We start from the raw sequence: 22,761 nt of genomic DNA on the forward strand, positions 1-22,761 counted from the left end.
GGAATAGTAGGAAGAAGGGAGAGAACAGATGAAGCTTTGTATTTTAGATGCGGCTACTTTAGGCAAAGATATTGATATTACACCTCTTAGAAAATATGGGGAATTAGTAAGCTATGACTTAACTACTCCAGAGGAAATTGCAGAGCGCATAAAAGACGTAGAGATTATTATTACCAATAAAGTTATTTTAAATGAAAGCAATTTAAAAGAAGCGAGTAAACTCTCTTTAATTGCTTTAACAGCTACGGGTTACAATAATATTGATATCGCATACGCTAAAAAAAGAGGGATTGGTGTAGTAAATGTAGCAGGTTATTCCACACAGAGTGTTGCACAACATACCTTTGCTATGCTCTTCTATTTAATGGAGCATTTAAGAGCATATGATGAATATGTAAAAAGTAAACGTTATGCGGATAATAGTTCATTTACCTATATTGCGTGGCCTTTTGCTGAATTATCTGGAAAGACATGGGGGATTATAGGATTAGGGGCTATTGGTAAAGAAGTAGCTAAGATTGCTACTTCTTTTGGAGCCGAAGTGATCTATTACTCTAGCTCAGGAAAGCATCAAGATACTACCTATAAAAGAGTAGAGCTGGATACACTTTTAGAAACAAGTGATATTCTCTCGATCCATGCACCTCTTAATGAGAAAACAAAAGGACTTATTACCTATAAAGAAATTTCTAAAATGAAAGCTGAAGCTTTTTTGCTTAACTTAGGAAGAGGGGGTATTATTAATGAGGTAGATTTAGCCAAGGCCCTTAATGAAGGACGATTAGCTGCTGCAGGATTAGATGTTTTAGAAGAAGAACCTATTGACAAGCAAAATCCTTTATTGACAGTAAAGGATTCACAAAAGCTTCTTATTACACCTCATATTGCCTGGGCCAGTGTAGAAGCTAGGAGAAGGCTTATTACAGAGATTGCATGGAATATAGAAGCCTATTTTAAAGGAGAGCAAAGAAATCGTATTGTTTAAATGTTATAAATAGAGATGCCGCTCAACTAATCTAATTAATTAATTGAGCGGCATCCCCTTGGAAAATATAATTTAATGAACAATCTATGGTAATTAATAATTTATTCTTCTAATAAACTTGTAAGTCGATTGACATTACAAAAATAGTTATAAAAATGAGTGATTGTTTCGTGGTGTTCAGAATCAGCTAATAATGTTAACATGTCATATAGAATTTTATGCATTATTTCGGTTGAAAAATATTTAAATTCAGTTTTACCCCATCGCTTAGGACAATCTGATTCATCAAAATAATTCCAAAACAGGAGTGATTGGTCTTCTTGAAGTTTAATTTTATAGTTTTCATGACTGTGTATTTTTCCATCTGTACACAAAGCACCATCAAAATCGTCCCTCATCATAAAAGCCCCGATAATCTTTCTCTTTTCCTCTGATGTACCGTTGGGGCACTCTGTTAACAGACAAACTGAATTGGGCTTTAATTTATTAGGGATTCGAGGCTTTCCTTTTGAGTAGCCACTTAGATAGTGCCCAGTAAATACCGTCCAAGAAGAAAACACATCTTGTTTGGAGTTTTCTAAGAAACCAAATGCCGCCTGTGAATTAGGGGAAAGTCTAAGTGTGCGTAGTCTGTTTAATCGGTCCTGTTTTTCTTGCTCGATCTGTTTACAATGTGCTGTTTCCTGTTCGTGTTGAAATAACATATCTTTAATACGTTTTTGCATCCTATTATTGTGTAAGACTAAAAATTCAGAGAATGCATCTGGATACAAAAATTTCTTCTCACCATGGGAAAAGGAAATAGTAATAATGTTATCCGACATTCCTGTTACAATACCTCTTCCAAATGTTTTGTGAGTGATTGTATTTCCTTCCAACTGCATGTTGGCACCAACCTTTCTTAAAAGAGTAAATGAAGAATTTATGCAGGAGGCAACAAGATAATGACTATAAGTGCATTGCCTTAAGTTGTTGCTAAGCTCTTTTGTTGTCAGAGACAGTTAAAATTAAACTATCCGCATCTATAAGTAACTCAACATTTTGGGGAATATCAACATCTTTTAGGGTTATACGATTACCTATCTTTAGGCCTGATAAATCTATAGTGACACTTTCAAAAATATCTGCTGGCAAGGCTATATAAGGGATTTTAAACAATACTTGTTCAGTCATTCCTAAAACCTTGTCTCTATTTGTAAGAATTACTTTAGCAGTACTATTTACCCTAGTATTAGCGTCTAAAGCTTGAAGATCAATATGTTCAATAGTATTTTTTAGTGTATTATGAGTAACTTCTTTAAGTAGTACCCATATTTTTTGTCCGTTTAACTCCACTTCCATTTTACTACCTATTCCTTTTTCTCTTAATAATCTTTCTGCAATAGACTCTTCAAGCTGTGCAGAAAGTGATTCAGGAAGTTGAGGGCCATAGATGCAGCAGGGAATAAAACCTGCTCTTCTTAAGCCTCTTGCCTTAACCTTTGGATCTCTACTTTTTAATGTTAATGTACTCATTATGATTCCTCCTTGAAAATAAAATGATATTTTTTAATGTTATGAGTCGCTGTGGGATATTATTGTACGGATTTGCGCACCTCCTTCAGCTGTAAAAAAAGAAGGGCTTTTCATATAGCGCTATAAAGCGCAATACCAAAAGCCCTTCTTGTAAAAGACGGTTCTTTATTTATTCATTTGTTTAATATAATTATAGCACGAATAAAAAAATAAGCAAGTATCTAAAAAATAAGATAAATTGTATACAAAGCTCATAATAAAACACTTGCTTTAAGGTTAAAATAATCTCTGGGTATTTAAAGCTCAGAGATTATTTTTGTTTAAAAAAAATGGATGTGGGACAAAATAGTTTTGAATGTTATATAGAATAAAATTTAAAATATTAGTTATATTATGTAAACAATAAAAAGTTTGAATACAAATGAACATTGCAAGAAAAAATCAATTGGTATCAAAAAACAAAGATAAAAAATCACCAACTAGGCTAAAATACTCATGTTTTTCAACTAGTTGAATGAAAAATAAATAAGCTCTAAGTAATACTTGCAAAATAAAGCAAAATATTATATTATGTAAAGTACAATAGGTAGACATAAATGTAAAATTAACTTTAAAATTATCTTACTTAAGAAGGAGGAGAGTACATGTTTAAATATACCTTAAAGCGAATTTGTTCGATGCTAATTACTTTATTTATTATTGCAACCATTACATTTTTTCTTATGCATTCCATACCAGGAGGCCCTTTTACAAGAGAACGTGTGTTGCCACCAGAAGTAGAAAAAGCTCTCAATGAGAAATATAATTTAAATGCACCTCTTTGGAAGCAATATATAGATTATTTAGGAGATGTGGCACAAGGAGACCTTGGTCCTTCTTTTCAAAAAACAGGGGTACGTGTAAACGACATGATTGGACAAGGCTTTCCAGTGTCTGCTAAGGTTGGATTATTAGCAGTCTTCTTTGTTTTAATCATTGGTATTCCTATTGGAATTATTTCAGCGCTTAAACAAAATACAGCTATTGATTATGTGGTTATGATTATTGCAACGATTGGCGTAACTATTCCTAGCTTTGTAATAGGAGCATTCATTATGTATGTGTTTGGTGAAAAGTTAGGAGTTATTCCGGCAGGAGGCTTAGAAAGCTGGAAAGGCTATATCGGACCTATTATTGCTCTTGCAGGATTCTCAGTAGCTTTTGTAACAAGGCTGATGCGTTCGAGCATGTTAGAAGTACTAAGACAAGATTATATACGTACAGCTCGGGCAAATGGTTTAAGTAAAGTCAGTGTAATTGGTAAGCATGCTTTGAAAAATGCACTGATTCCGGTTGTGACTTATGTGGGACCAATGGTAGCGAGTATTTTAACAGGTTCTTTCGTTGTTGAAAAAATATTTGCTATTCCAGGGATGGGTAAATATTTTGTTGAGAGTGTAAGTAATCGTGATTATACCGTTATTATGGGGATGACTTTATTTTATGCGGCCATCTATGTGGTAATGGTATTTATTGTAGATATTTCATATGCCCTTATTGATCCACGCATTAAATTACAAGATTAGGAGGTAAAAGCATGAATAGTAATAGAGAGTGGGAATTAATTAGCCATGAAATCAAAGAAGAAAAAGAAGTGCCTCGCCCAAGCTTAACTTATTGGCAAGATGCATGGCGTAGGCTCCGTAAAAATAGTTTAGCGATGATTGGCTTTGTAGCGATTATACTTATTGTATTAGTGGCTATATTGGGGCCTATGGTTTCAAAGGTAAGCTATTCTGACCAAGTGTTAGAGCTTGCAAATATTCCTCCACGTTTTGAACGTGTGGATATAGGTGATGGTCATTATGTTTATGTACACAAAGAGTATAAACTCATTGAAGTGACAGAAAATGGTGAAATCCTTGGAGTAGCCAATAAATTAAAAGAAGATAAAGTAGGTCGTAAAGTGACCTATGAAATAGGTGGTAAAGAAGTTGTTCTTGATTATTCTGGCGTTAAAAAGAAAAAGAAGAACGATAATCCTGCTGAGGAAACAGCTAAATATAAAATTTTAGTAGAAGGTAAAGCGGTTGATTTAAGTAATAGTAAAAAAGTATTTAACAAAAGCTATCTACTAGGAACAGATGGAATGGGAAGAGATATATGGATTCGAGTGCTTTATGGAGCACGTATTTCTCTGACTGTAGGCCTTGTGGCTTCACTTGTAAATCTCCTTATTGGTATTATTTATGGAGGAATTGCTGGTTATGAAGGTGGACGCTTGGATAATATTATGATGCGTATTGTAGATATTATTAACTCTATTCCTTCTTTATTAATTGTTATTTTACTTATGGTTGTGATTGGTCCAGGATTAAATACGATTATTATGACTATTGGTCTTATTTATTGGGTAAGTATGGCCCGTCTTGTAAGAGGGCAAGTTTTAAGTTTAAAAGAACAAGAATTTGTACTAGCAGCTCGGGCATTAGGTGTTTCTAAGACAAAAATTATTCTCAAGCATCTTATTCCAAATGCAATGGGACCGATTATCGTTTCCTTAACAATGAGTATCCCAAGTGCCATTTTCACAGAAGCCTTCTTAAGTTTTATCGGATTAGGTGTATCTGCACCAGAAGCATCTTGGGGAACACTTGCAAACGATGCATTAGGCGTGATTCGCTCGTATCCTTATCAATTAGTAGCGCCAGCTGTGGCAATTGCTATAACAATGTTTGCTTTTAACTTTTTAGGTGATGGGTTAAGAGATGCTCTAGACCCAAGATTACGTAAATAGAAAGAGAGGTGTAAAGAAGATGAGTCAAGAGAAATTGCTAGAAGTAAGAAACCTAAAAACGTCCTTTTTTACCCATCTCGGAGAGGTACAATCTGTAAGAGATGTTAGTTTTGATTTATATAAAGGGGAAGTATTAGGTGTAGTAGGGGAATCAGGAAGTGGGAAGTCAGTAACCTGCTCCTCTGTTATGCATCTTTTATCAGAACCAGGAAAAATTAAAGAAGGTACTGTACTTTTTAAAGGAGATGACCTTGTAAAAAAATCAGAAAAAGAAATGAGACGTATTCAAGGAAATGAAATCTCTATGATTTTTCAAGATCCTATGAGTGCGCTTAACCCTGTTTATACCATTGGAAATCAAATGATGGAAGTGATTCGTACCCATAAGAAAATAAATCATAAGGAAGCAGAGAAATTAGCCATTGAGATGCTTCGTTTAGTAGGAATTCCTTCACCCGAGGAACGTATTCATAACTATCCTCATGAATTTTCAGGAGGAATGAGGCAACGTGCGATGATTGCTATGGCGCTTTCTTGTGACCCTGAGCTTCTTATCGCAGATGAACCTACAACAGCCCTAGATGTGACTATTCAAGCACAAATCCTTGATTTAATGAAAGATATTAGAGAAAGATTAAATACATCCATTATCTTTATTACACATGATCTAGGAGTTATTGCACAGCTTTGTACACGTGTAATTGTTATGTATGGTGGGATGATAATGGAAGAAGGAACGGTAGAAGAACTTTTTCATTCACCACAAAATCCGTATACGATGGGACTACTCAACTCCGTTCCCAATCCTGATAGTGTAACGAAGGAGCGTTTAGAACCTATACCTGGTTCACCACCTGATCTCCTGCATCCACCTAAAGGGTGTCCGTTCTGTAAACGTTGTCCTTATGCTATGAATAAATGTCTAGAGGAGCTACCAGCGGTATATACCTTATCGCCCACTCAAAAATCTAGATGTCATATGCTTCATCCAGAAGCACCTGCACATCCAGCCTTTCAAAAAGGAGGCAAAAATTAATGACAGTTAAAAAGCAAGATAATCTTATTGAAGTGATGAATCTAAAAAAATATTTTACTAAAAAAAGTGGTCTATGGGGGCAAAATGAAAGCCATGTTAAAGCAGTAGATGATGTATCCTTTTCTATTAAAAGAGGAGAAACACTTGGTCTAGTAGGAGAATCTGGTTGTGGTAAATCTACAACAGGAAGGACCTTGATGAAGCTTTATGAGCCAACAGCAGGTCAAATACTTTTTGATGGTGTGGATATTGCGCCTTTTAAAGAAAAAGAAATGATGCCTTATCGTAAACGCATGCAAATGGTATTTCAAGATCCTTATGCTTCTTTAAATAGCCGTATGACTATTGCAGATATTATTGGTGAAGCGATTGATACCCACCATATTGCTAAAGGTACTGAAAAAAATGAAATAATTCATGGTTTATTAGAGCGCGTAGGCCTAATGAAAGATCATGCTAGTCGTTATCCTCATGAATTCAGTGGAGGTCAACGTCAACGTATAGGTATTGCAAGAGCACTTGCAGTACAGCCAGAATTTGTTATATGTGATGAACCTATTTCTGCTCTGGATGTATCTATTCAAGCACAAGTAGTTAATATGCTTGAAGACTTACAAGAAGAAATGGGGCTTACTTATCTTTTTATAGCACATGACTTATCAATGGTTAAGCATATTTCAAACCGTATTGGAGTAATGTATCTGGGGAAAATGGTGGAAATAGGTGAAAGTGATGAGCTTTATGCAAATCCAGCTCATCCTTATACGAAAGCACTTCTTTCGGCCATCCCTATTCCAGATCCTATTAAGGCTAAGACACAAAGCCGTATTTTATTAGAAGGTGATGTGCCAAGTCCTTTAAACCCTCCTTCAGGCTGTAGATTTCGTACACGCTGTGGGTATTGCATGAAAGTATGTGCGGAAATAGAACCACCAGTGACTGATTTAGGAAATGGACATCAAGTAGCCTGCCATCTTTATAATCAATAAGCTTGTTATAATCTAATGGAACGAGTTGCTAGTTCCTTAGCTTATATAGACATCATGAAAACAGGAGGAAATGACATGAAAAAGAAACTTGTTAGTTTTATCATGCTACTTACTGCAATGAGTATGACACTTGCAGGATGTGGTAGTAAAAAACAAGAACCCTCTACTAACCAAGAAGGACAAATAAAACCTGGAAATACTTCTTCAGTAGAGCAAGTATTACGTATGAATTTAGGGGCAGATCCAAAAACACTTGACCCTCAACTTAACTCTGCGACAGATGGAAGTCATATTATTAACAATACCTTTGAGGGCCTTATGCGTGAGGTAGGAGGTGAACTCATTCCAGGTATGGCAGAAAGCTATGAAGTATCTGAAGATGGTCTTGTTTATACTTTTAAATTAAGAGATGCAAAATGGTCAGATGGTGAAGCTATTAAAGCTGGAGACTTTGAATTTGCTTGGAAACGTGGTGCCAATCCTGCAACAGCTTCAGAGTATATTGATATCTTTACTTCTGCAAACATCTTAAATGCAGCCAAAATTGCAAAGGGAGAAGTGGATGTAAGTGAGCTAGGGGTAAAAGCTCTTGATGAAAAAACTTTACAAGTAACACTTGAACAACCTGCACCTTTCTTCTTAAACTTAACAGCTTTTCCAACTTTTATGCCAGTTAGAGAAGAAGTAGTGGGAGATGAGGCTTGGGCTAAAACACCTGAGAAAGCACTTTCAAATGGACCATTTAAATTAAGTGAATACAAAATGGGTGACAAATTAGTACTTGTTAAAAATGAAAACTATTGGAACGCAGAAAATGTAAAGCTTGAAAAAGTAATTTGTGAAATGATTACAGACTTTTCAACAGCTCATACCAAATATACAGCTGGTGAGTTGGATATAAACGAATTCATTCCAGTAGGTGAAATTCCACGTTTAATGGCTGAAGATGATGAATTTTATGTTCTTCCTAAGATTGGGACATACTACTATGCTATTAATATGAATAATGAACTGATGCAAGATGTAAATGTACGTAAAGCCTTAGCTTTAGCTATTGATCGTACACAAATTGTAGAACAAGTATCAAAAGGTGGACAAATTCCATCTACAGGGTTTATGCCAGAAGGTATTCAAGATGCACAAGGCAATGATTTTAACGAAAAAGCCGGTGATTTTGGGATGAGTGAAACAGCTGATGTAGAAAAAGCAAAAGCTCTTTTAGCTGAAGCAGGTTATCCAGGAGGAGAAGGCTTCCCAGAAATAGAAATTCTTTATAATACAAATGATGGTCATAAGGCTATTGCAGAAGCTATTCAAGAAATGTGGAAACAAAACTTAGGAATCAATGTAAAGTTAACCAATCAAGAGTGGGCAGTATTCCAAGATACAACAAACAATAATGCTTTTTCGCATCTTGCGCGTCGTGGCTGGATTGGAGATTACCTTGATCCACAAACAATGTTAGATATTTTTGAATCCAACAATGGTCAAAATATCGGACGTTACAACAATCCAGAATACGATAAAGAAATGCAACTTTCTCGTACTTCAACAGGGCAAGAAAGAATGGAACATTTCTATAAAGCACATGAAATCCTGATGGAGGATATGCCAATTATCCCTATATACTATTATGTAGCCAATGTAATGGTAAACGATCGTGTACAAGGCTGGGAACTTAATGCAGTAGGAAAGTTCTGGTTTGGTGATGTAGAAATTGTAGAATAAAAAAGCTCTAAAAAACTAAAAAAGTAGCTACCTCATACCGAGGTAGCTACTTTTCACTTTACTTCAAATTATTTTGCGCCTTTGTAGCTTTCAAAAACTTTTTGTACGATTGTACCACCGATTTTACCAGCTTCTCTAGCTGTAAGATCTCCGTTGTAACCTTGTTTTAAAGGTACGCCAACTTCTTTAGCTACTTCGTATTTCATTGATTCAAAAGCTTGTTTGTTTGACATAATAATTGCCCCCTATAAGGTTATAGTTTTTTTAGTAATCATAAAATATTCTATGCTCTTTTAAGAGGTGGAATGTTTTGTGATTACTATGGTATTAATATGTGCAAATTGAAGTTTATTATTCTGGTATTTTTAACCACAAGTATTGAAAAAAAGTAGAAAGTTGTTTAAGCTTTTCCGATAGAACCAAAAAGTTCCATTTTTTCTTTAACAGTTGCTTTAATGGCTTCAAAACCAGGAGCCAATAATTTACGAGGATCAAAGCCTTTACCTTGTTGATCTTTACCTGCTTCGATATATTGACGTGTTGCTTCAGCAAAAGAAAGTTGGCATTCTGTATTAACATTAATTTTAGCTACACCAAGAGAAATCGCTTTTTTAATCATTTCCTCTGGAATACCTGTACCACCATGTAAAACAAGTGGTACATCACCTGTTGCAGCTTTGATAGCAGCAAGGGCATCAAAAGCTAAACCTTTCCAGTTTTCTGGATACTTACCATGAATGTTACCGATACCAGCTGCAAGCATTGTTATGCCTAAATCAGCAATTTGTTTACATTCTGCAGCATCAGCTACTTCACCAGTACCTACTACACCATCTTCTTCTCCGCCAATAGAACCTACTTCTGCTTCTAAAGAGATTCCTTTAGAGTTTGTTAAATTTACAAGTTCTGTAGTTTTTTCAATGTTTTCGGCAATAGGATAATGAGAACCATCAAACATAACAGAAGAGAAACCTGCTTCAATACATTTAAGAGCACCTTCATAACTACCGTGGTCTAAATGAAGGGCAACAGGAACAGTGATATTTAATTCTTCAAGCATTCCATTTACCATACCTACGATAGTTTTGTAGCCACACATGTATTTACCAGCACCTTCAGATACACCTAAAATAACAGGTGAATTGTTTTCTTGTGCAGTTAATAAGACAGCTTTTGTCCATTCAAGGTTGTTAATATTAAATTGACCAACAGCATACTTCCCATCTCTTGCTTTGTTTAGCATTTCTTGAGCTGAAACTAACATATTGTACCTCCGATAAATATATTTTAAGAAATAACGTATGAGATGTATTTTACACCTCTCATGTCCCATTATACCGTTATCTTGACAAAAAATAAACAGCAAATTGATAATAAAGCAAAAGAAGACATTATAAGGTAAAATGTTTAAAGATAAAAAAGTAAAAAGGATAGCAAATAATATAAATAGAAAAAAAGATAAAGAGTTATAGAAAGGAAAATAGACAACAGAGAGAAGGATATATTAAAATAGGAATAAAAGAGACAGAGGAGAAGTAAAACCCAGTGAATACGCAAGAAGAAAGAAAAAGAATCCCTAATTATATGAAAAATTTTGCTTGTATTGGAGGGAAGTGTGAGGACAGTTGTTGCATCGGATGGTCCATTTTTATTGATGGAGAAACCTATAAACGCTATCAAAAAGTAAAAGATGAAGCTTTTAAGAGGCGTTTGTATAAAGAATTAGTGCCTAGAAGGCATGGAGCCACAGCCAGTTATGCAGCAAAGATAAAACTTAAAAACAATCGTTGTGCTTTTTTAAATAGTGAAGGTTGGTGTGATATTTATACTCAGCTTGGAGAGCAGAAATTGAGTGATACATGCACGTTGTATCCACGTACGATAAATAAAGTACATGAGGTTTTAGAGTATTCATTAGTATGCTCTTGCCCAGAGGCAGCACGTAAAATTTTATTACAACAGCAATCTATTGTATGGGAAGAGCTAAAGGAAGTAACTTCCAGAAAGGTGATTAGTGCCACAATAGAGCGCGACAAGAAACCTTGTTTAGCAAATCATCTAGAAAAAATACGTGAAGTAATTTGGAAAATTTTAAGAAATAAAGAGGAAGGTTTTGAAATACGTCTTATACGCTTAGAAAGTTTTATGAAAGAAATGACTAGGTTAACCCAAAAAGGATACTATGAAAAGTTGGAAGTATTATTTGAAGAAACCCAAAAAAATTTAAATAAACCTTTAAAGAAGGTGAATTTATCTTTAGAAGAATTACCTAAGGAGATTCAAGGAGGTCTGAAAACATTTAAACAATTAGCGAATAGAAAATTAAAGTCTAAGCGTTATAAAGCTTGTTTAGAACAGGTGTTAGATGGCTATAAATTACCCGATGAGATAAATAAAGAATACTTAAGAAAACGTTATGAGCAAGGGAAGGAAAGATACCAGGAAATTTTTTTGAAGGAGAAAGCCTATATACTTGAAAATTATTTTGTAAACTACACGTATGAGCGTTGTGTCCCCTTTGATCAAGTAACACCTATTGAAAGCTTTAAACTGCTAAAGTGCTACTATGAGATTCTTAAGCTTCACCTAATAGGTCTTTTGCTAGAGCAAAGCTTAGTAGGTGATGAAGCCATTGTTTATTTATTTCAAGCTTTTTCAAAAACCTTTGATCATGGTGAGATAAGTGTTCAGATTTTTGAGATATAAAATGCTTTATAAGTTTACAATACAGGAGGACTAGTTATTTTTGTTTCTTTGTTTTATTTATTGGCTGTTTTATGATAAGGTATAAAAAGAAGAGTATGAAAGATGAAAAAGGAGACGGAAAATGAAGATTTTATTTGTGAATATTCCTTGGATGAAATATTATGTAGGAGAAGGGGATGAAGAAAGCTTACCTCCCTTATGCGGTTATAACTTTCAGAATGTAGATGGTTATTACTATGGTTATGGTGAAGGACTTGAAGAATTAGCCATTGAGGAAATAGAAGGAGTCACTGCTACTGATCAGTTGGTAGAAGATGTACTTGTCATATGGACAGCTAAAAATCGTGAAGGTGAAAATAAAATTATTGGATGGTATAAGAAAGCGACTGTTTATCGTCATAAGCAAAGAGAACTAACTTTAGACAGTGACCGTCCAGTAATGACGTATACTATAAAAGCCAAGTCTGAAAATGGTTTATTGCTTCCACCAGAATTACGTTTACTTGCTATAAAAGACTTTGTAGAAGGTCCTTATTTTGAGAAAGAGGAGCAGGTTATAAAAGATGTAGCAATGTATACGCATAATTATGCAGGAGATAAAATGAATTTTCTATTAGACCCTAAAGATTTAACGGCAGAATCTGTGTTGCAGTTTGGGGAATTAGAAATGTATTTTTCAAAGGCGGATGAATTTTTAGCAAAGGATCTTTATGGTAAGGCTATGCGTTGTTTTAATAAGGCTATTTCTTTAGCGCCAGAGGTAGCAGCTACTTATGAATTTAAAGGAAGTATACTTTTAAGCCTAAAGATGTATAAAGAGGCTTTACAAGTCTATAAACAAGTGGTGGCCTTAGAAGAAGACAATGAAGAAGCTGCCTATATTTTAGGCTTACTTCAAGGCCTAACAGGCAACTATAAAGCAGCGGCACAAGCATTAGATGACTATATTAGCCAAAATCCAAGAGATAATAATGCTCTTGCAGAGCGTGGAATTATTGCTTATCATCTAGGAGAAGAGGAAAAAGCTAAAGAGTACTTTGCAAGAGTGTATCAAAAAGAGTGCGATAATGAAATGTTTAGAGCACTTATTGCCTTTGCAGCAGGTGTTTAAAACATAAGGAGAGTTAAATGGAAAAGCAAGAAAAAACTTCTAGACAAAAGGTGAACTATCAAAAAAAATTAGAAGCTACCTTAGTACAGTTAGAAAAGGAATCTAAAGTACCCACACTACTTTTACATTCTTGTTGTGCACCGTGTAGCACTTATGTCATAGAATATCTTTCGCAACATTTTTATGTTACAGTATTTTACTACAACCCCAATATTGATGAAAAGGAGGAATATGCCAAGAGGAGTAAAGAACAAAGACACTTAATCGAGGTAATGCCTACTCGTTATCCTGTTCAATTTATAGAAGGGCCTTATGAAGTAGAGGCTTTTACAAAAAAAGCTCAGCCACTTCGTGAAGAACAAGAAGGTGGAGCACGTTGCACAATGTGCTATGGCATGCGCCTTGCTAAAACAGCTCAGTATGCCAAAGAAGGAAATTTTGACTACTTTACAACGACTTTAAGCATCAGCCCTTTAAAAGATGCTATAAGACTTAATGCAATAGGAGAGGCACTGGGTGAGAAGTGGGGTGTATCTTATCTCCTTTCGGATTTTAAAAAGAAAGAAGGGTATAAACGCTCAACTCTCTTAAGTGAGACTTATGGTTTATACCGCCAAGATTATTGTGGATGTTCGTATTCAAAAAGACAAAGTTAAGAAATAGAGAGCACACCTATAAATAAACCGAAAGGTATAAAAAAGACACCTTAGGAAGTCATTAGAACTGTCCCAAGGTGTTTTTTTTATACGTAGGCAAATGAAGAAAGAAGACTCTTTTTAAAGTGTATGTTTGGTTTCTAAAGTGTAAATAGCTGTAGCTAACCGTTTAATACCTTCGCGAATAGTCGCAGGATCTGAATTGGTATAATTAATGCGCAAGGTATTGGGCTGCATGTCATTTGCATAAAAGGGTTCCCCTGGCACAAAGGCTACATTGGCTTTAGAAGCTAAATCAAAAAGCTCTAAGGCAGACATATAAGCAGGAAGAGTGACCCAAAGGAACATGCCACCCTCAGCTTCAGTTACCTCTACATTTGCAGGGAAGTATTCTTTGATACTGTCTAGCATAGTATTACGCTGCTTTAAATAAAGTGCTTTAATTGTTTGAATATGAGCATCTAAATCATTATGTATTAAATAATCATGTATAGCTACTTGAGAGAAATAATTTGTGTGTAAATCAGCAGCTTGTTTAGCTGTAATGAGTTTATCCATAATTTCTTCATCTTGTGTACATATCCAACCAATGCGCATTCCTGGTGTAACAATTTTAGAAAAGCTACCTAAGAGTACAGAACGTTTAGCACCAAAGAAACCGCTGTAAGGCAAGTCTTCTCCCATAAAACGGAGCTCACCATAAGGGTCATCTTCAATAAGTACAGTGTCTTTGTCATGAAGCAACTTACCAAGAGCCTTGCGTGTTTCTAAAGAATAAGTAAGACCTGTAGGATTTTGAAAATTGGGTACAGTATAAAATAGCTTTGGCGCATGGTGAGTGAAAATTTCTTCAAGTGCTTTTAAATCAGGACCTGATGGGGTCAGATTAACTTCTAAAAAGGTTGGTTCACTCATGCATAAGGATTGAATAGCACCTAAGTAAGAAGGTTTTTCAAGAAGAACTTCATCTCCTTCATTAATAAGGATTTTACCTAAAAGATCGAGAGCTTGTTGAGAACCACTAGTAATTAACAGGTGTTCAGGTTTGATGTCTAAACCAAAACGTTTAGTGTAGCGTTTAGCGATATATTCTCTTAAAGGTAAATACCCTTCCGTTGTCGCATATTGAAAAATACTGGTGCCTTGTGTTTGAATAATGCGATGAATAGAGGCTTCTAAGGCTTCAATTGGAAATGAGATAGGATTAGGTAAACCACCAGCAAAAGAGATAATCTCCTTATTGCTTGTTACTTTTAAGATTTCACGAATAAAAGACTTTTTAGTGTTTAAAATACGATTTGAAAACAGGCTACTCATTGCAATAAATCTCCTTTAGATAGTATAGGGTAAAAGGTTGTAAAAGAATACTCTATTAAAAATAGCCTTATTGGGCTATTCTTGTACATGTTCCAGGCCAATATTAAGGATGTGCGTAATATGGTCATCTGCTAACGAATAATAAACCACCTTACCTTCTTTACGTGCCTTGACAAGATTATACATTTTAAGCAATCTGAGCTGGTGGGAAACAGCGGAGTGTGACATATTTAAAGAAGCAGCAAGATCACATACACACATTTCAGAAATGAGAAGTGCACTTAATAAGCGAATGCGTGTAGAATCTGAAAACATTTTAAAGAGTGCAGATAATTGAAGAGAGAGTTCTGTATCTAACATTTGTTTTATAACCTTTTCTACGATGTCTTCATGAATAATCGTACAAGAACAAGTCTCTAATTTATTAGCCAACTTTTTCACCCCCAAGCATTTATAACTTATAGACTACTTTTTTTTGTTAAAGGTGTCAAGTCCATGGCATAAAATACATATAAATTTTATTTTCGATATTGCGTAAGAGAAGGGTTAGTTGTACTATAAAAATAGAATATTTTACAAATTATTTATAGATAAAAACTTATTATTTTTAAGGGGGAGAAAACGTGATTGATTTTAAAAAAGAACTTGAGAGATATAAATCTATATTAGATGTAGAACACATCGAAGATAAAATAGATCGTGAAGATATGAAAGACCTCATCGATGTTTTAAAAGAATTTAATAAAGCAGAGGAAAAGCATAAATTTGGGGAAGACCAATAAGGATAAGGCTCATAAAAGGATGAAAGTCTGCAAAAGTAATAAGTCAGTAACAGAATAAAGAGAGAAGGAGCAATAAAATGGAAGGTAGATGCCCCTATTGTGGAGAACTCATTTATGAACGTCCCTACTGTTTAAATTGTAAACGTGATGTAAGATGGGTTCAAAAGATATATACTATAAGTAAAGCTTATTTTTATAAAGGTTATCAAGAAGCAGAAAATCATCATTTAACGAGTGCAGAAATTTATTTAAAAAAGGCAGTTTATTACAATAAATATAATAGTGCAGCGAGAAATTTATTAGGTCTTATTTATTATGAATCAGGTAAAATAAGTTTAGCTTTAAAGGAATGGATTATAAGTGAGGCTATTTTAAAAGAGGATAATTTTGCAACACACTATATTAAGCAAATTCAAGAACAACCTAAGTTACTTGTTACAGCCAAGGACTCTATACATTTATATAATAAAGCACTTCTTTATTTGCAACAGGGAAATGAAGATGTAGCTATTATTCGGCTAAAAAAAGCAGTAAGTCTTAATCCTAATTTAGTAGAGGCTAGAAATTTATTAGCATTATGTTACATAAAGGGAAAACAGTTTTTCAAGGCTAATGAGCAGATAAAAGAAGTACTACGTATTGATCCTACGAACCCTAAGGCACTTACTTATTATAAAGAAGTGAGCAAGGAAGACATTGAAAAGATTATGCCCTATGAAATAGAGTATGTTCCTAGACAGTCTAAAAAGCAAGTACAACCTGCTAAAATTATTAATAGAGGACCTACCCTAGCAAAGTATGTGGCAAATTTTATAGTAGGAGCTCTTTGTATGTTTTGTGTGCAAACAGCACTTATTTTACCTAATGAAATTCAAAATTACAAAAGCGATTTATTTAAAGCAAAGGAAGCAGAAGAGAAATTAGAAAAACTTTTACAAGAAGAAAAACTTATGAATGAAGAGATGATTGCGCAGCTTAAAGCTGATAATGAAAAGATAATGAAAGAGAAGGCAAGTGCAGAGTTAAATGCTTCTAAAATAGCTCAAAAAACAAAGTTAACAGAAGCTAATCAGTACTATCTTGAAAAAGATTGGATTAAAGCAGCAGATACACTTTATAATATAGCAGCCTCTCTATTAGAAGAAGAGGATGCTCTTATTTATGCTAATCTAAAACAAGAAGTATATGAACGTGCTGCAAGTAAACTTTATGAAGAAGGCTATAGTCAATATCGCATAAAAGATTTTGTGAATAGTAGGGTGAGCTTGGAGAAAGCACTTGTTTATGAGCCTACTGAAGCAGTTTTACGTAAGACACTCTATTATTTAGGGTGTATAGAAAAAGAAAATGCTAACATAGAAAAAGCTAAATATTATTTTGAAAAAGTAGTAAAAGAGTATCCTCAAACAAATGAATCCAGTTGGTCAAGTAATCAACTAAATGCCCTCAATTCTTAGGGCATTTAGTTCTTTTTTAAAATATAAATGTAAATACCTGGAAATTTATTGACAATTAATACCAATTATAATATTCTAAAGATGTTCAGAAATATTTTATAAAGAAAAGGAAGGGTATGCGGTGAAGATAGATTTCTTAGTAGCAGATCGTACGTTAGTTGTTATTTTACAGGGAGAAGTAGATCACCACACTTGTGTACAAATTAGACAGCAGGTGGATCATGAGTATCAAAAGAAAAGAGCTAGAAATTTAGTGTTTGATCTTGAAAAGGTAAAATTCATGGATAGTGCAGGTATAGGTATGTTGATGGGAAGATACCGTAATGTAGCTATCTGTGGGGGGAGTATTGCACTTATCAACGTTCGACCAGAAACAGCGCAGCTTATTGAGATTTCTGGTGTTAATCGTTTAATGAAGATTTATGCCAGTAAGGAACAGGCACTAGAAGCATTAGCCTAATGGAACTATAAGGGGGACCAAAAATGCAAGAGAAAAATAGCATGAAAGTACAATTTGTCAGTCAATCTATTAATGAAGCCTTTGCACGTGTGGTTGTAAGTGCCTTTGTAGCACAACTTGATCCCACAGTAGAAGAGATTAATGATATTAAGATGGCTGTTTCAGAGGCTGTAACTAATAGTATTATACATGGCTATAGAGGAAAGGAAAACGGTGTGGTTGAAGTGCACTGTTCTTATGAAGGACGAGTAATCAGTATAGAAGTAGTGGATTATGGTTTAGGCATTGCCAATATTGATCAAGCAATGGCGCCTCTTTATACCACCTCTTTAGAAGAAGAACGAGCGGGGTTAGGATTTACAGTAATGCAGTCAATGATGGATGAACTAGAGGTCTATTCAGAATGCCATAAGGGGACAACAGTAAAAATGAAAAAATCTCTTGGAGAGTAGCATATGCTGTCTTAGAGAAAGGTGGGATAAAATGGATCATACCCTAGAGCTTATAAGAAGGGCGCAAACGGGTGACAATGAGGCCAGAAACCTTTTAGTACAAGAGAACATGGGACTCGTTTGGAGTTTGGTAAGAAGGTTTGGGAATCGTGGTTATGAGATGGAAGATCTTTTTCAAATAGGGAGTATTGGTCTTCTAAAGAGTATAGAGAAATTTGATTTAAGTTTTAATGTAAAGTTTTCGACGTATGCAGTGCCTATGATTGTTGGGGAAATCAAGCGTTTTTTAAGAGATGATGGGATGATTAAAGTGAGTCGTTCTTTAAAAGAAACAGCGTATCGTGCAAGGATACTTAAAGAACAATTAGTCAAAGAATTAGACCGAGAGCCTACCATTAGTGAGATAGCAGCAGGTTTAGATATAGCTGTTGAAGAAGTTGTAGAAGCTATGGAGTCCAGTGCAGAAGTAGAATCTTTAAATGCAGTCATTTATCAAGGAGATGGCAAGGCTATTACTTTAGAGGATAAAATTGACCAAGACCCTAAAGAACAAGGGGGATTAGTAGATAAGATTGTACTTATGGAGCTGATTGAAACACTTCTGCCAGTTGAAAAACAGATTATTACTTTACGTTATTTTGAAGACCGTACACAGACGGAAATCGCGGAGCTTTTAAATATCTCACAGGTTCAAGTATCACGTATTGAAAAACGTATTTTAAAAAAGATGAGAAACTTGATGCAATAAGAGTAGCTTTTTATAAGCTACTTTTTTATTGCGCCTTTTTGAAAAAAGAAATAAATGCTGTGAGTAAAAAGTGAACGATAAAGAGGAAGGAGAGAAATGAAAATGTTCGGCTAATACACCTATTTATCTGAAAATAAAACGTATAAGATAATTTAAAATACCATTTCAAGGGAAAAAGGTCAAATACAATAATTAAAACCGAACCTTTATAAAACATATTATAATAATGTTCGGTAAAAATATTGACTACACTTAGGATGTATGATAACCTTTAGAAGATAGGAATAAGGTAGATACTTACGAAAGGGGAACCACAATGAGTGTTTTCAGAGTCTATGTAGAAAAGAGAAAAGGTTTTGATGTAGAAGTAAGACGTATGAAACAGGAATTAAAAGAGTTTTTACATATAGATACTATTAAAGAGATACGTATACTGAATAGATATGATATTGAACATATTACAAAGGAAGCTTATAAAAAAGCTTTACATACTATTTTTTCAGAACCTCAATCAGATATTGTATTAGAGGAAGAGCTTGACGAGATAAAGGGTCATGCTTTTGCGGTTAGCTTTTTAAGAGGACAATATGACCAACGTGCAGATTCTTGTGTACAGTGTATTCGTACGATTGATAGTTCTTTAAAACCTCTTGTAAAGACGGCTAAAGTGTATATTATACAAGGTGATTTAACAGACGAAGAACTTCAAAAAGTGAAAAAAAGTGTGATTAATCCTATTGAAGCAGAAGAGGTCAGTTTAGATAAAGAAACAACCCTTGATATGAGTTATCCTACACCTAGTGATGTGAAGATTTTAGAGGGGTTTACAAAACTTAATAGAGAAGAACTGGAAGCCTTTAGGAAGAAGGAAGGCTTAGCCATGAATAGTGATGATTTAATCTATTTCCAAGACTATTTTGTGAAAGAAAACAGAGACCCTAGCTATACAGAACTTAAAGTAGTAGATACCTATTGGTCAGACCATTGCCGCCATACCACTTTTATGACAGAGCTTACTAAAATTGAAATTGAAGAAGGTGAGCTTGCAGTACCTATTGAAGCAGCATTAGAAGAGTACTATGCAATGCGAGAAGAGCTTTACAAGGAGAAGAGTAAGAAAGTTTCTCTTATGGACATGGCTACCCTTATTGTGAAATACCTTAAAAAGAACGGAAAAATGAAAGAATTAGTAGAGTCAGCTGAAATTAATGCATGTACGATAGAAGAAGAAATTACAGTAGGAGATAAAAAAGAAGAATACCTTATTCTCTTTAAGAACGAAACCCATAACCATCCTACTGAAATTGAACCTTTTGGTGGTGCAGCTACTTGCCTAGGTGGGGCAATCCGTGATCCACTTTCAGGAAGAGCTTATGTATATCAAGCGATGCGAGTAACTGGAAGTGGAGATCCTAATGAAGCGATAGAAGATACTTTGCCAGGTAAGCTTCCACAACGTGTTATTACAAAAACTGCTGCTAACGGTTATAGCTCTTATGGCAATCAAATTGGGCTTGCAACAGGTGAGGTGAAAGAATATTACCACCCAGGTTATAAGGCAAAACGTCTAGAAGTAGGTGCAGTGGTAGGTACCGTAAAAAAGACCAGTGTGAAACGTGAAGAGCCTCTCCCAGGTGATGTGATTCTTTTAATTGGAGGAGCTACAGGACGTGATGGATGTGGTGGTGCAACAGGTTCTTCTAAAGAACATACAGAGGACTCATTAAAAGAATGTGGTTCAGAGGTTCAAAAAGGAAATCCAGTAGAAGAAAGAAAACTTCAACGTTTGTTTAGAAATCCTGAATTCTCTAAACGTATCAAACGCTGCAATGACTTTGGTGCAGGTGGTGTATGTGTAGCGATTGGTGAAATTGCAGAAGGTCTTCGCATTGATCTTGATAAAGTGCCTGTTAAATATAAAGGATTAGATGCTACAGAACTTGCTATCTCAGAATCACAAGAACGTATGGCAATTGCGATTGAAAAACAAGATTTAGAATGGATGATAGAAGAAGCAGCAAAAGAAAACTTAAATGCAGTATGTGTGGCAGAAGTAACAGAAGAGAAAAATCTTATTATGACTTGGAGAGGTAAAGAAGTTGTACGTATTAATCGTCACTTCTTAGATAGTGCAGGAGTCACCCAAAAAAGAGAAGTTAAAATCACAGCACCTACTCTTGTGATCACAGAACAACCATTCACAAAGGAAAGTATTTTTAAAACCTTAACAGATCTTAACGTAGGACTTCAAAAGGGTTTAGGTATGCAATTTGATGGGAGTATTGGAGCAAATTCTGTGCTGATGCCTTATGGTGGTAAAAACCAATTGACAAAAGAAATGGGTATGGTAGCCAAAATTCCAGTATTAGAAGGAGAAACAACAGCAGCAACCTATATGACACATGGTTTTGATCCAAAGCTTTCTGAAAGTTCACCTTTCCACGGTGCACTTTATGCCGTTGTAGAAAGTGTTGCAAAACTTGTAGCACTTGGTGCGAATTACAAGAAAACCTACTTGTCTTTTCAAGAATATTTTGAACGCTTAGGAGAAGATTCTAGCAAATGGGGTAAACCAGTAGCAGCTCTTTTAGGTGCACTACGTGCACAAAAAGAATTAGGTATTGGAGCAATTGGTGGAAAAGATAGTATGTCAGGTACTTTTGAGAATATCAGTGTACCCCCTACACTTATTTCTTTTACTTGTAATGTTGGAGATGCTAAAGAATGTGTAAGTGGTAGCTTGAAAGCACCTAACAATCAGTTAGTGCTCCTGAGCATTCCGAAAGATGTGGCATTTATCCCAGATTTTAAAGTGATGCACAGGGGATATGGTGCTATTTATGAGCTTGTTCAAAAAGGAAAAGTGCAAAGCGCCTATGCTATAGGCAAGGGAGGGATTGTAGCAGCACTTACACAAATGGCTATTGGTAATGAAATAGGTGTAGAGGTAGACCTAAAAGAAATGAAACCTTTTGCAAGTAACTATGGTGATATTTTATTAGAAGTAAGTAAAGAAGTAGCAACAGAGCTTCCCTCTTCTCTTTTTCAAGTTATTGGAAAAACTACCGAAAAACAAGAAATAACCATTAATGATGTAAGCTATGCTATTTCATGGGCAATAGAAGCGATGCTCTCACCTATTAGAAAGGTATTTGTTCAAAAGGTAGATAGTGAAGAAGATGCAAAAGATGTAACCTTTAACAAAGACCGTCAGATTTATATTGCTAAAAATAAAGTCGCTCAGCCGCAAGTTATGATTCCTGTATTTCCTGGTACAAATTGTGAAATGGATACACGAAGAGCATTTGAAAAAGCAGGAGCTAAGGTAGAAGAAGTTCTTTTTGTAAATCAAACACCTACAGCTATCGAAGACTCTATGAGTCGCTTAGAAAAGGCCATTAAAAGTGCTCAAATTATAGCTTTTCCAGGTGGTTTCTCAGCTGGAGATGAACCAGATGGTAGTGGTAAGTTTATCGCTTCTGTTTTTAGAAGTGAAAAGCTTAAGGTAGCTATTCATGAGCATCTCTATCAAAGAGATGGCTTGATACTAGGTATTTGTAATGGTTTTCAAGTATTGGTAAAGCTAGGTCTTTTACCCTATGGTGAAATTCGTGATATGGATGCCAATTGCCCAACACTGACTTACAATACCATTGGTAAGCATATATCTTTAATGGCTAAAACAAAGATTACGAGTATTCAATCTCCCTGGCTTAACAATGTAAACTTAGGTGATTTACATGAGATTCCCCTTTCACATGGTGAAGGACGTTTCGTAGCCCCCCAAGATGTTTTAGAGGATTTAGCAGCTAATGGACAAATCTTTAGCCAATATGTTAATGAAGCTGGTTTCCCTAGCAAAGAGGGTACTGTGAACGTGAATGGAAGTATGCTTAACATAGAAGGAATCCTTTCAAAAGATGGTCGTATTATTGGGAAAATGGGGCACAGTGAGCGTGTAGGTAATTATGTACACAAAAATATTCCAGGTAATAAAGAGCAAGGTCTTTTCTTATCAGGTGTCAATTACTTTAAATAAAAAT

Annotated in this window: 21 protein-coding genes; 15 read left to right on the plus strand and 6 right to left on the minus strand. The window is 35.0% G+C overall.

Features of this window, described 5'->3' with window-relative positions:
• Positions 1-28: 28 nt before the first annotated feature.
• On the plus strand, positions 29-985 hold the full coding sequence (locus CS063_RS01950; RefSeq protein ID WP_099448030.1) for a D-2-hydroxyacid dehydrogenase: 957 nt from the start codon (positions 29-31) through the stop codon (positions 983-985).
• A gap of 101 nt (positions 986-1,086) precedes the next feature.
• Here CS063_RS01950 and CS063_RS01955 read toward each other — a convergent pair whose 3' ends face one another.
• Positions 1,087-1,869 carry a hypothetical protein gene (locus CS063_RS01955; RefSeq protein ID WP_099448031.1) on the minus strand — a complete coding sequence of 261 codons (783 nt, stop codon included), beginning with the start codon at positions 1,867-1,869 and terminating at the stop codon, positions 1,087-1,089.
• Positions 1,870-1,960: 91 nt separating this feature from the next.
• Positions 1,961-2,500 carry a 50S ribosomal protein L25 gene (locus CS063_RS01960; protein ID WP_099448032.1) on the minus strand — a complete coding sequence of 180 codons (540 nt, stop codon included), beginning with the start codon at positions 2,498-2,500 and terminating at the stop codon, positions 1,961-1,963.
• 644 nt (positions 2,501-3,144) lie between these two features.
• On the opposite strand from CS063_RS01960, the gene CS063_RS01965 reads away from it, so the two are divergent.
• The 5 genes from CS063_RS01965 to CS063_RS01985 all read left to right on the plus strand — a co-directional run bounded on the left by CS063_RS01965 (position 3,145) and on the right by CS063_RS01985 (position 9,029).
• Positions 3,145-4,065: an ABC transporter permease gene (locus CS063_RS01965; protein WP_099448033.1), complete on the plus strand. Its 921-nt coding sequence runs from the start codon at positions 3,145-3,147 to the stop codon at positions 4,063-4,065.
• A gap of 11 nt (positions 4,066-4,076) precedes the next feature.
• Positions 4,077-5,276, plus strand: a complete 1,200-nt coding sequence (locus CS063_RS01970) for an ABC transporter permease (RefSeq protein ID WP_099448034.1) — start codon at positions 4,077-4,079, stop codon at positions 5,274-5,276.
• 19 nt (positions 5,277-5,295) lie between these two features.
• Entirely contained in the window at positions 5,296-6,312 is a 1,017-nt protein-coding gene (locus CS063_RS01975) for an ABC transporter ATP-binding protein (RefSeq protein ID WP_099448035.1), read from the plus strand.
• Positions 6,312-7,301, plus strand: a complete 990-nt coding sequence (locus tag CS063_RS01980) for an ABC transporter ATP-binding protein (protein WP_099448036.1) — start codon at positions 6,312-6,314, stop codon at positions 7,299-7,301. Before CS063_RS01975 ends, CS063_RS01980 begins: the two co-directional genes overlap by 1 nt.
• 75 nt (positions 7,302-7,376) lie before the next feature.
• Positions 7,377-9,029 carry a peptide ABC transporter substrate-binding protein gene (locus CS063_RS01985; RefSeq protein ID WP_099448037.1) on the plus strand — a complete coding sequence of 551 codons (1,653 nt, stop codon included), beginning with the start codon at positions 7,377-7,379 and terminating at the stop codon, positions 9,027-9,029.
• Between the two features lie 68 nt (positions 9,030-9,097).
• On the opposite strand, the gene CS063_RS01990 is transcribed toward CS063_RS01985, so the two are convergent.
• Together CS063_RS01990 and fba are read right to left on the minus strand one after the other, a co-directional pair.
• Complete coding sequence (locus tag CS063_RS01990) at positions 9,098-9,262, minus strand: alpha/beta-type small acid-soluble spore protein (protein ID WP_099448038.1); 165 nt, start codon at positions 9,260-9,262, stop codon at positions 9,098-9,100.
• A 167-nt stretch (positions 9,263-9,429) separates the two neighbouring features.
• Positions 9,430-10,293 carry a class II fructose-1,6-bisphosphate aldolase gene (gene fba / locus CS063_RS01995; RefSeq protein WP_099448039.1) on the minus strand — a complete coding sequence of 288 codons (864 nt, stop codon included), beginning with the start codon at positions 10,291-10,293 and terminating at the stop codon, positions 9,430-9,432.
• A 281-nt stretch (positions 10,294-10,574) separates the two neighbouring features.
• On the opposite strand from fba, the gene fliB reads away from it, so the two are divergent.
• From fliB to CS063_RS02010, 3 genes are all read left to right on the plus strand, one after another.
• Positions 10,575-11,735: a flagellin lysine-N-methylase gene (fliB, locus tag CS063_RS02000; protein ID WP_099448040.1), complete on the plus strand. Its 1,161-nt coding sequence runs from the start codon at positions 10,575-10,577 to the stop codon at positions 11,733-11,735.
• 121 nt (positions 11,736-11,856) lie between these two features.
• Positions 11,857-12,846, plus strand: coding sequence for a tetratricopeptide repeat protein (locus tag CS063_RS02005; protein WP_099448041.1), 990 nt, complete (start codon positions 11,857-11,859; stop codon positions 12,844-12,846).
• A 17-nt stretch (positions 12,847-12,863) separates the two neighbouring features.
• Positions 12,864-13,502, plus strand: a complete 639-nt coding sequence (locus CS063_RS02010; protein WP_099448042.1) for an epoxyqueuosine reductase QueH — start codon at positions 12,864-12,866, stop codon at positions 13,500-13,502.
• Positions 13,503-13,622: 120 nt separating this feature from the next.
• On the opposite strand, the gene CS063_RS02015 is transcribed toward CS063_RS02010, so the two are convergent.
• Both CS063_RS02015 and CS063_RS02020 read right to left on the minus strand, forming a co-directional pair.
• A complete protein-coding gene (locus CS063_RS02015; protein ID WP_099448043.1) occupies positions 13,623-14,819 on the minus strand; it encodes an aminotransferase-like domain-containing protein in 1,197 nt (398 codons plus the stop codon).
• Between the two features lie 75 nt (positions 14,820-14,894).
• A complete protein-coding gene (locus tag CS063_RS02020; protein WP_099448199.1) occupies positions 14,895-15,260 on the minus strand; it encodes an ArsR/SmtB family transcription factor in 366 nt (121 codons plus the stop codon).
• A 182-nt stretch (positions 15,261-15,442) separates the two neighbouring features.
• On the opposite strand from CS063_RS02020, the gene CS063_RS17555 reads away from it, so the two are divergent.
• From CS063_RS17555 to CS063_RS02045, 6 genes are all read left to right on the plus strand, one after another.
• Positions 15,443-15,601, plus strand: a complete 159-nt coding sequence (locus CS063_RS17555; protein ID WP_180270642.1) for a hypothetical protein — start codon at positions 15,443-15,445, stop codon at positions 15,599-15,601.
• A gap of 77 nt (positions 15,602-15,678) precedes the next feature.
• Positions 15,679-17,058 (plus strand): tetratricopeptide repeat protein, encoded by a 1,380-nt coding sequence (locus CS063_RS02025; protein ID WP_099448044.1) that lies wholly within the window; start codon positions 15,679-15,681, stop codon positions 17,056-17,058.
• 121 nt (positions 17,059-17,179) lie between these two features.
• Positions 17,180-17,518: an STAS domain-containing protein gene (locus tag CS063_RS02030; protein WP_308415404.1), complete on the plus strand. Its 339-nt coding sequence runs from the start codon at positions 17,180-17,182 to the stop codon at positions 17,516-17,518.
• 23 nt (positions 17,519-17,541) lie between these two features.
• Positions 17,542-17,970, plus strand: a complete 429-nt coding sequence (gene spoIIAB / locus CS063_RS02035; protein ID WP_099448045.1) for an anti-sigma F factor — start codon at positions 17,542-17,544, stop codon at positions 17,968-17,970.
• A gap of 31 nt (positions 17,971-18,001) precedes the next feature.
• Complete coding sequence (gene sigF / locus CS063_RS02040) at positions 18,002-18,718, plus strand: RNA polymerase sporulation sigma factor SigF (RefSeq protein ID WP_099448046.1); 717 nt, start codon at positions 18,002-18,004, stop codon at positions 18,716-18,718.
• Between the two features lie 316 nt (positions 18,719-19,034).
• Positions 19,035-22,757, plus strand: coding sequence for a phosphoribosylformylglycinamidine synthase (locus tag CS063_RS02045; protein WP_099448047.1), 3,723 nt, complete (start codon positions 19,035-19,037; stop codon positions 22,755-22,757).
• Positions 22,758-22,761: the final 4 nt, after the last annotated feature.

Origin of the sequence: Sporanaerobium hydrogeniformans (genome assembly GCF_002735925.1) — a bacterium.
GTDB lineage: Bacteria > Bacillota > Clostridia > Lachnospirales > Cellulosilyticaceae > Sporanaerobium > Sporanaerobium hydrogeniformans.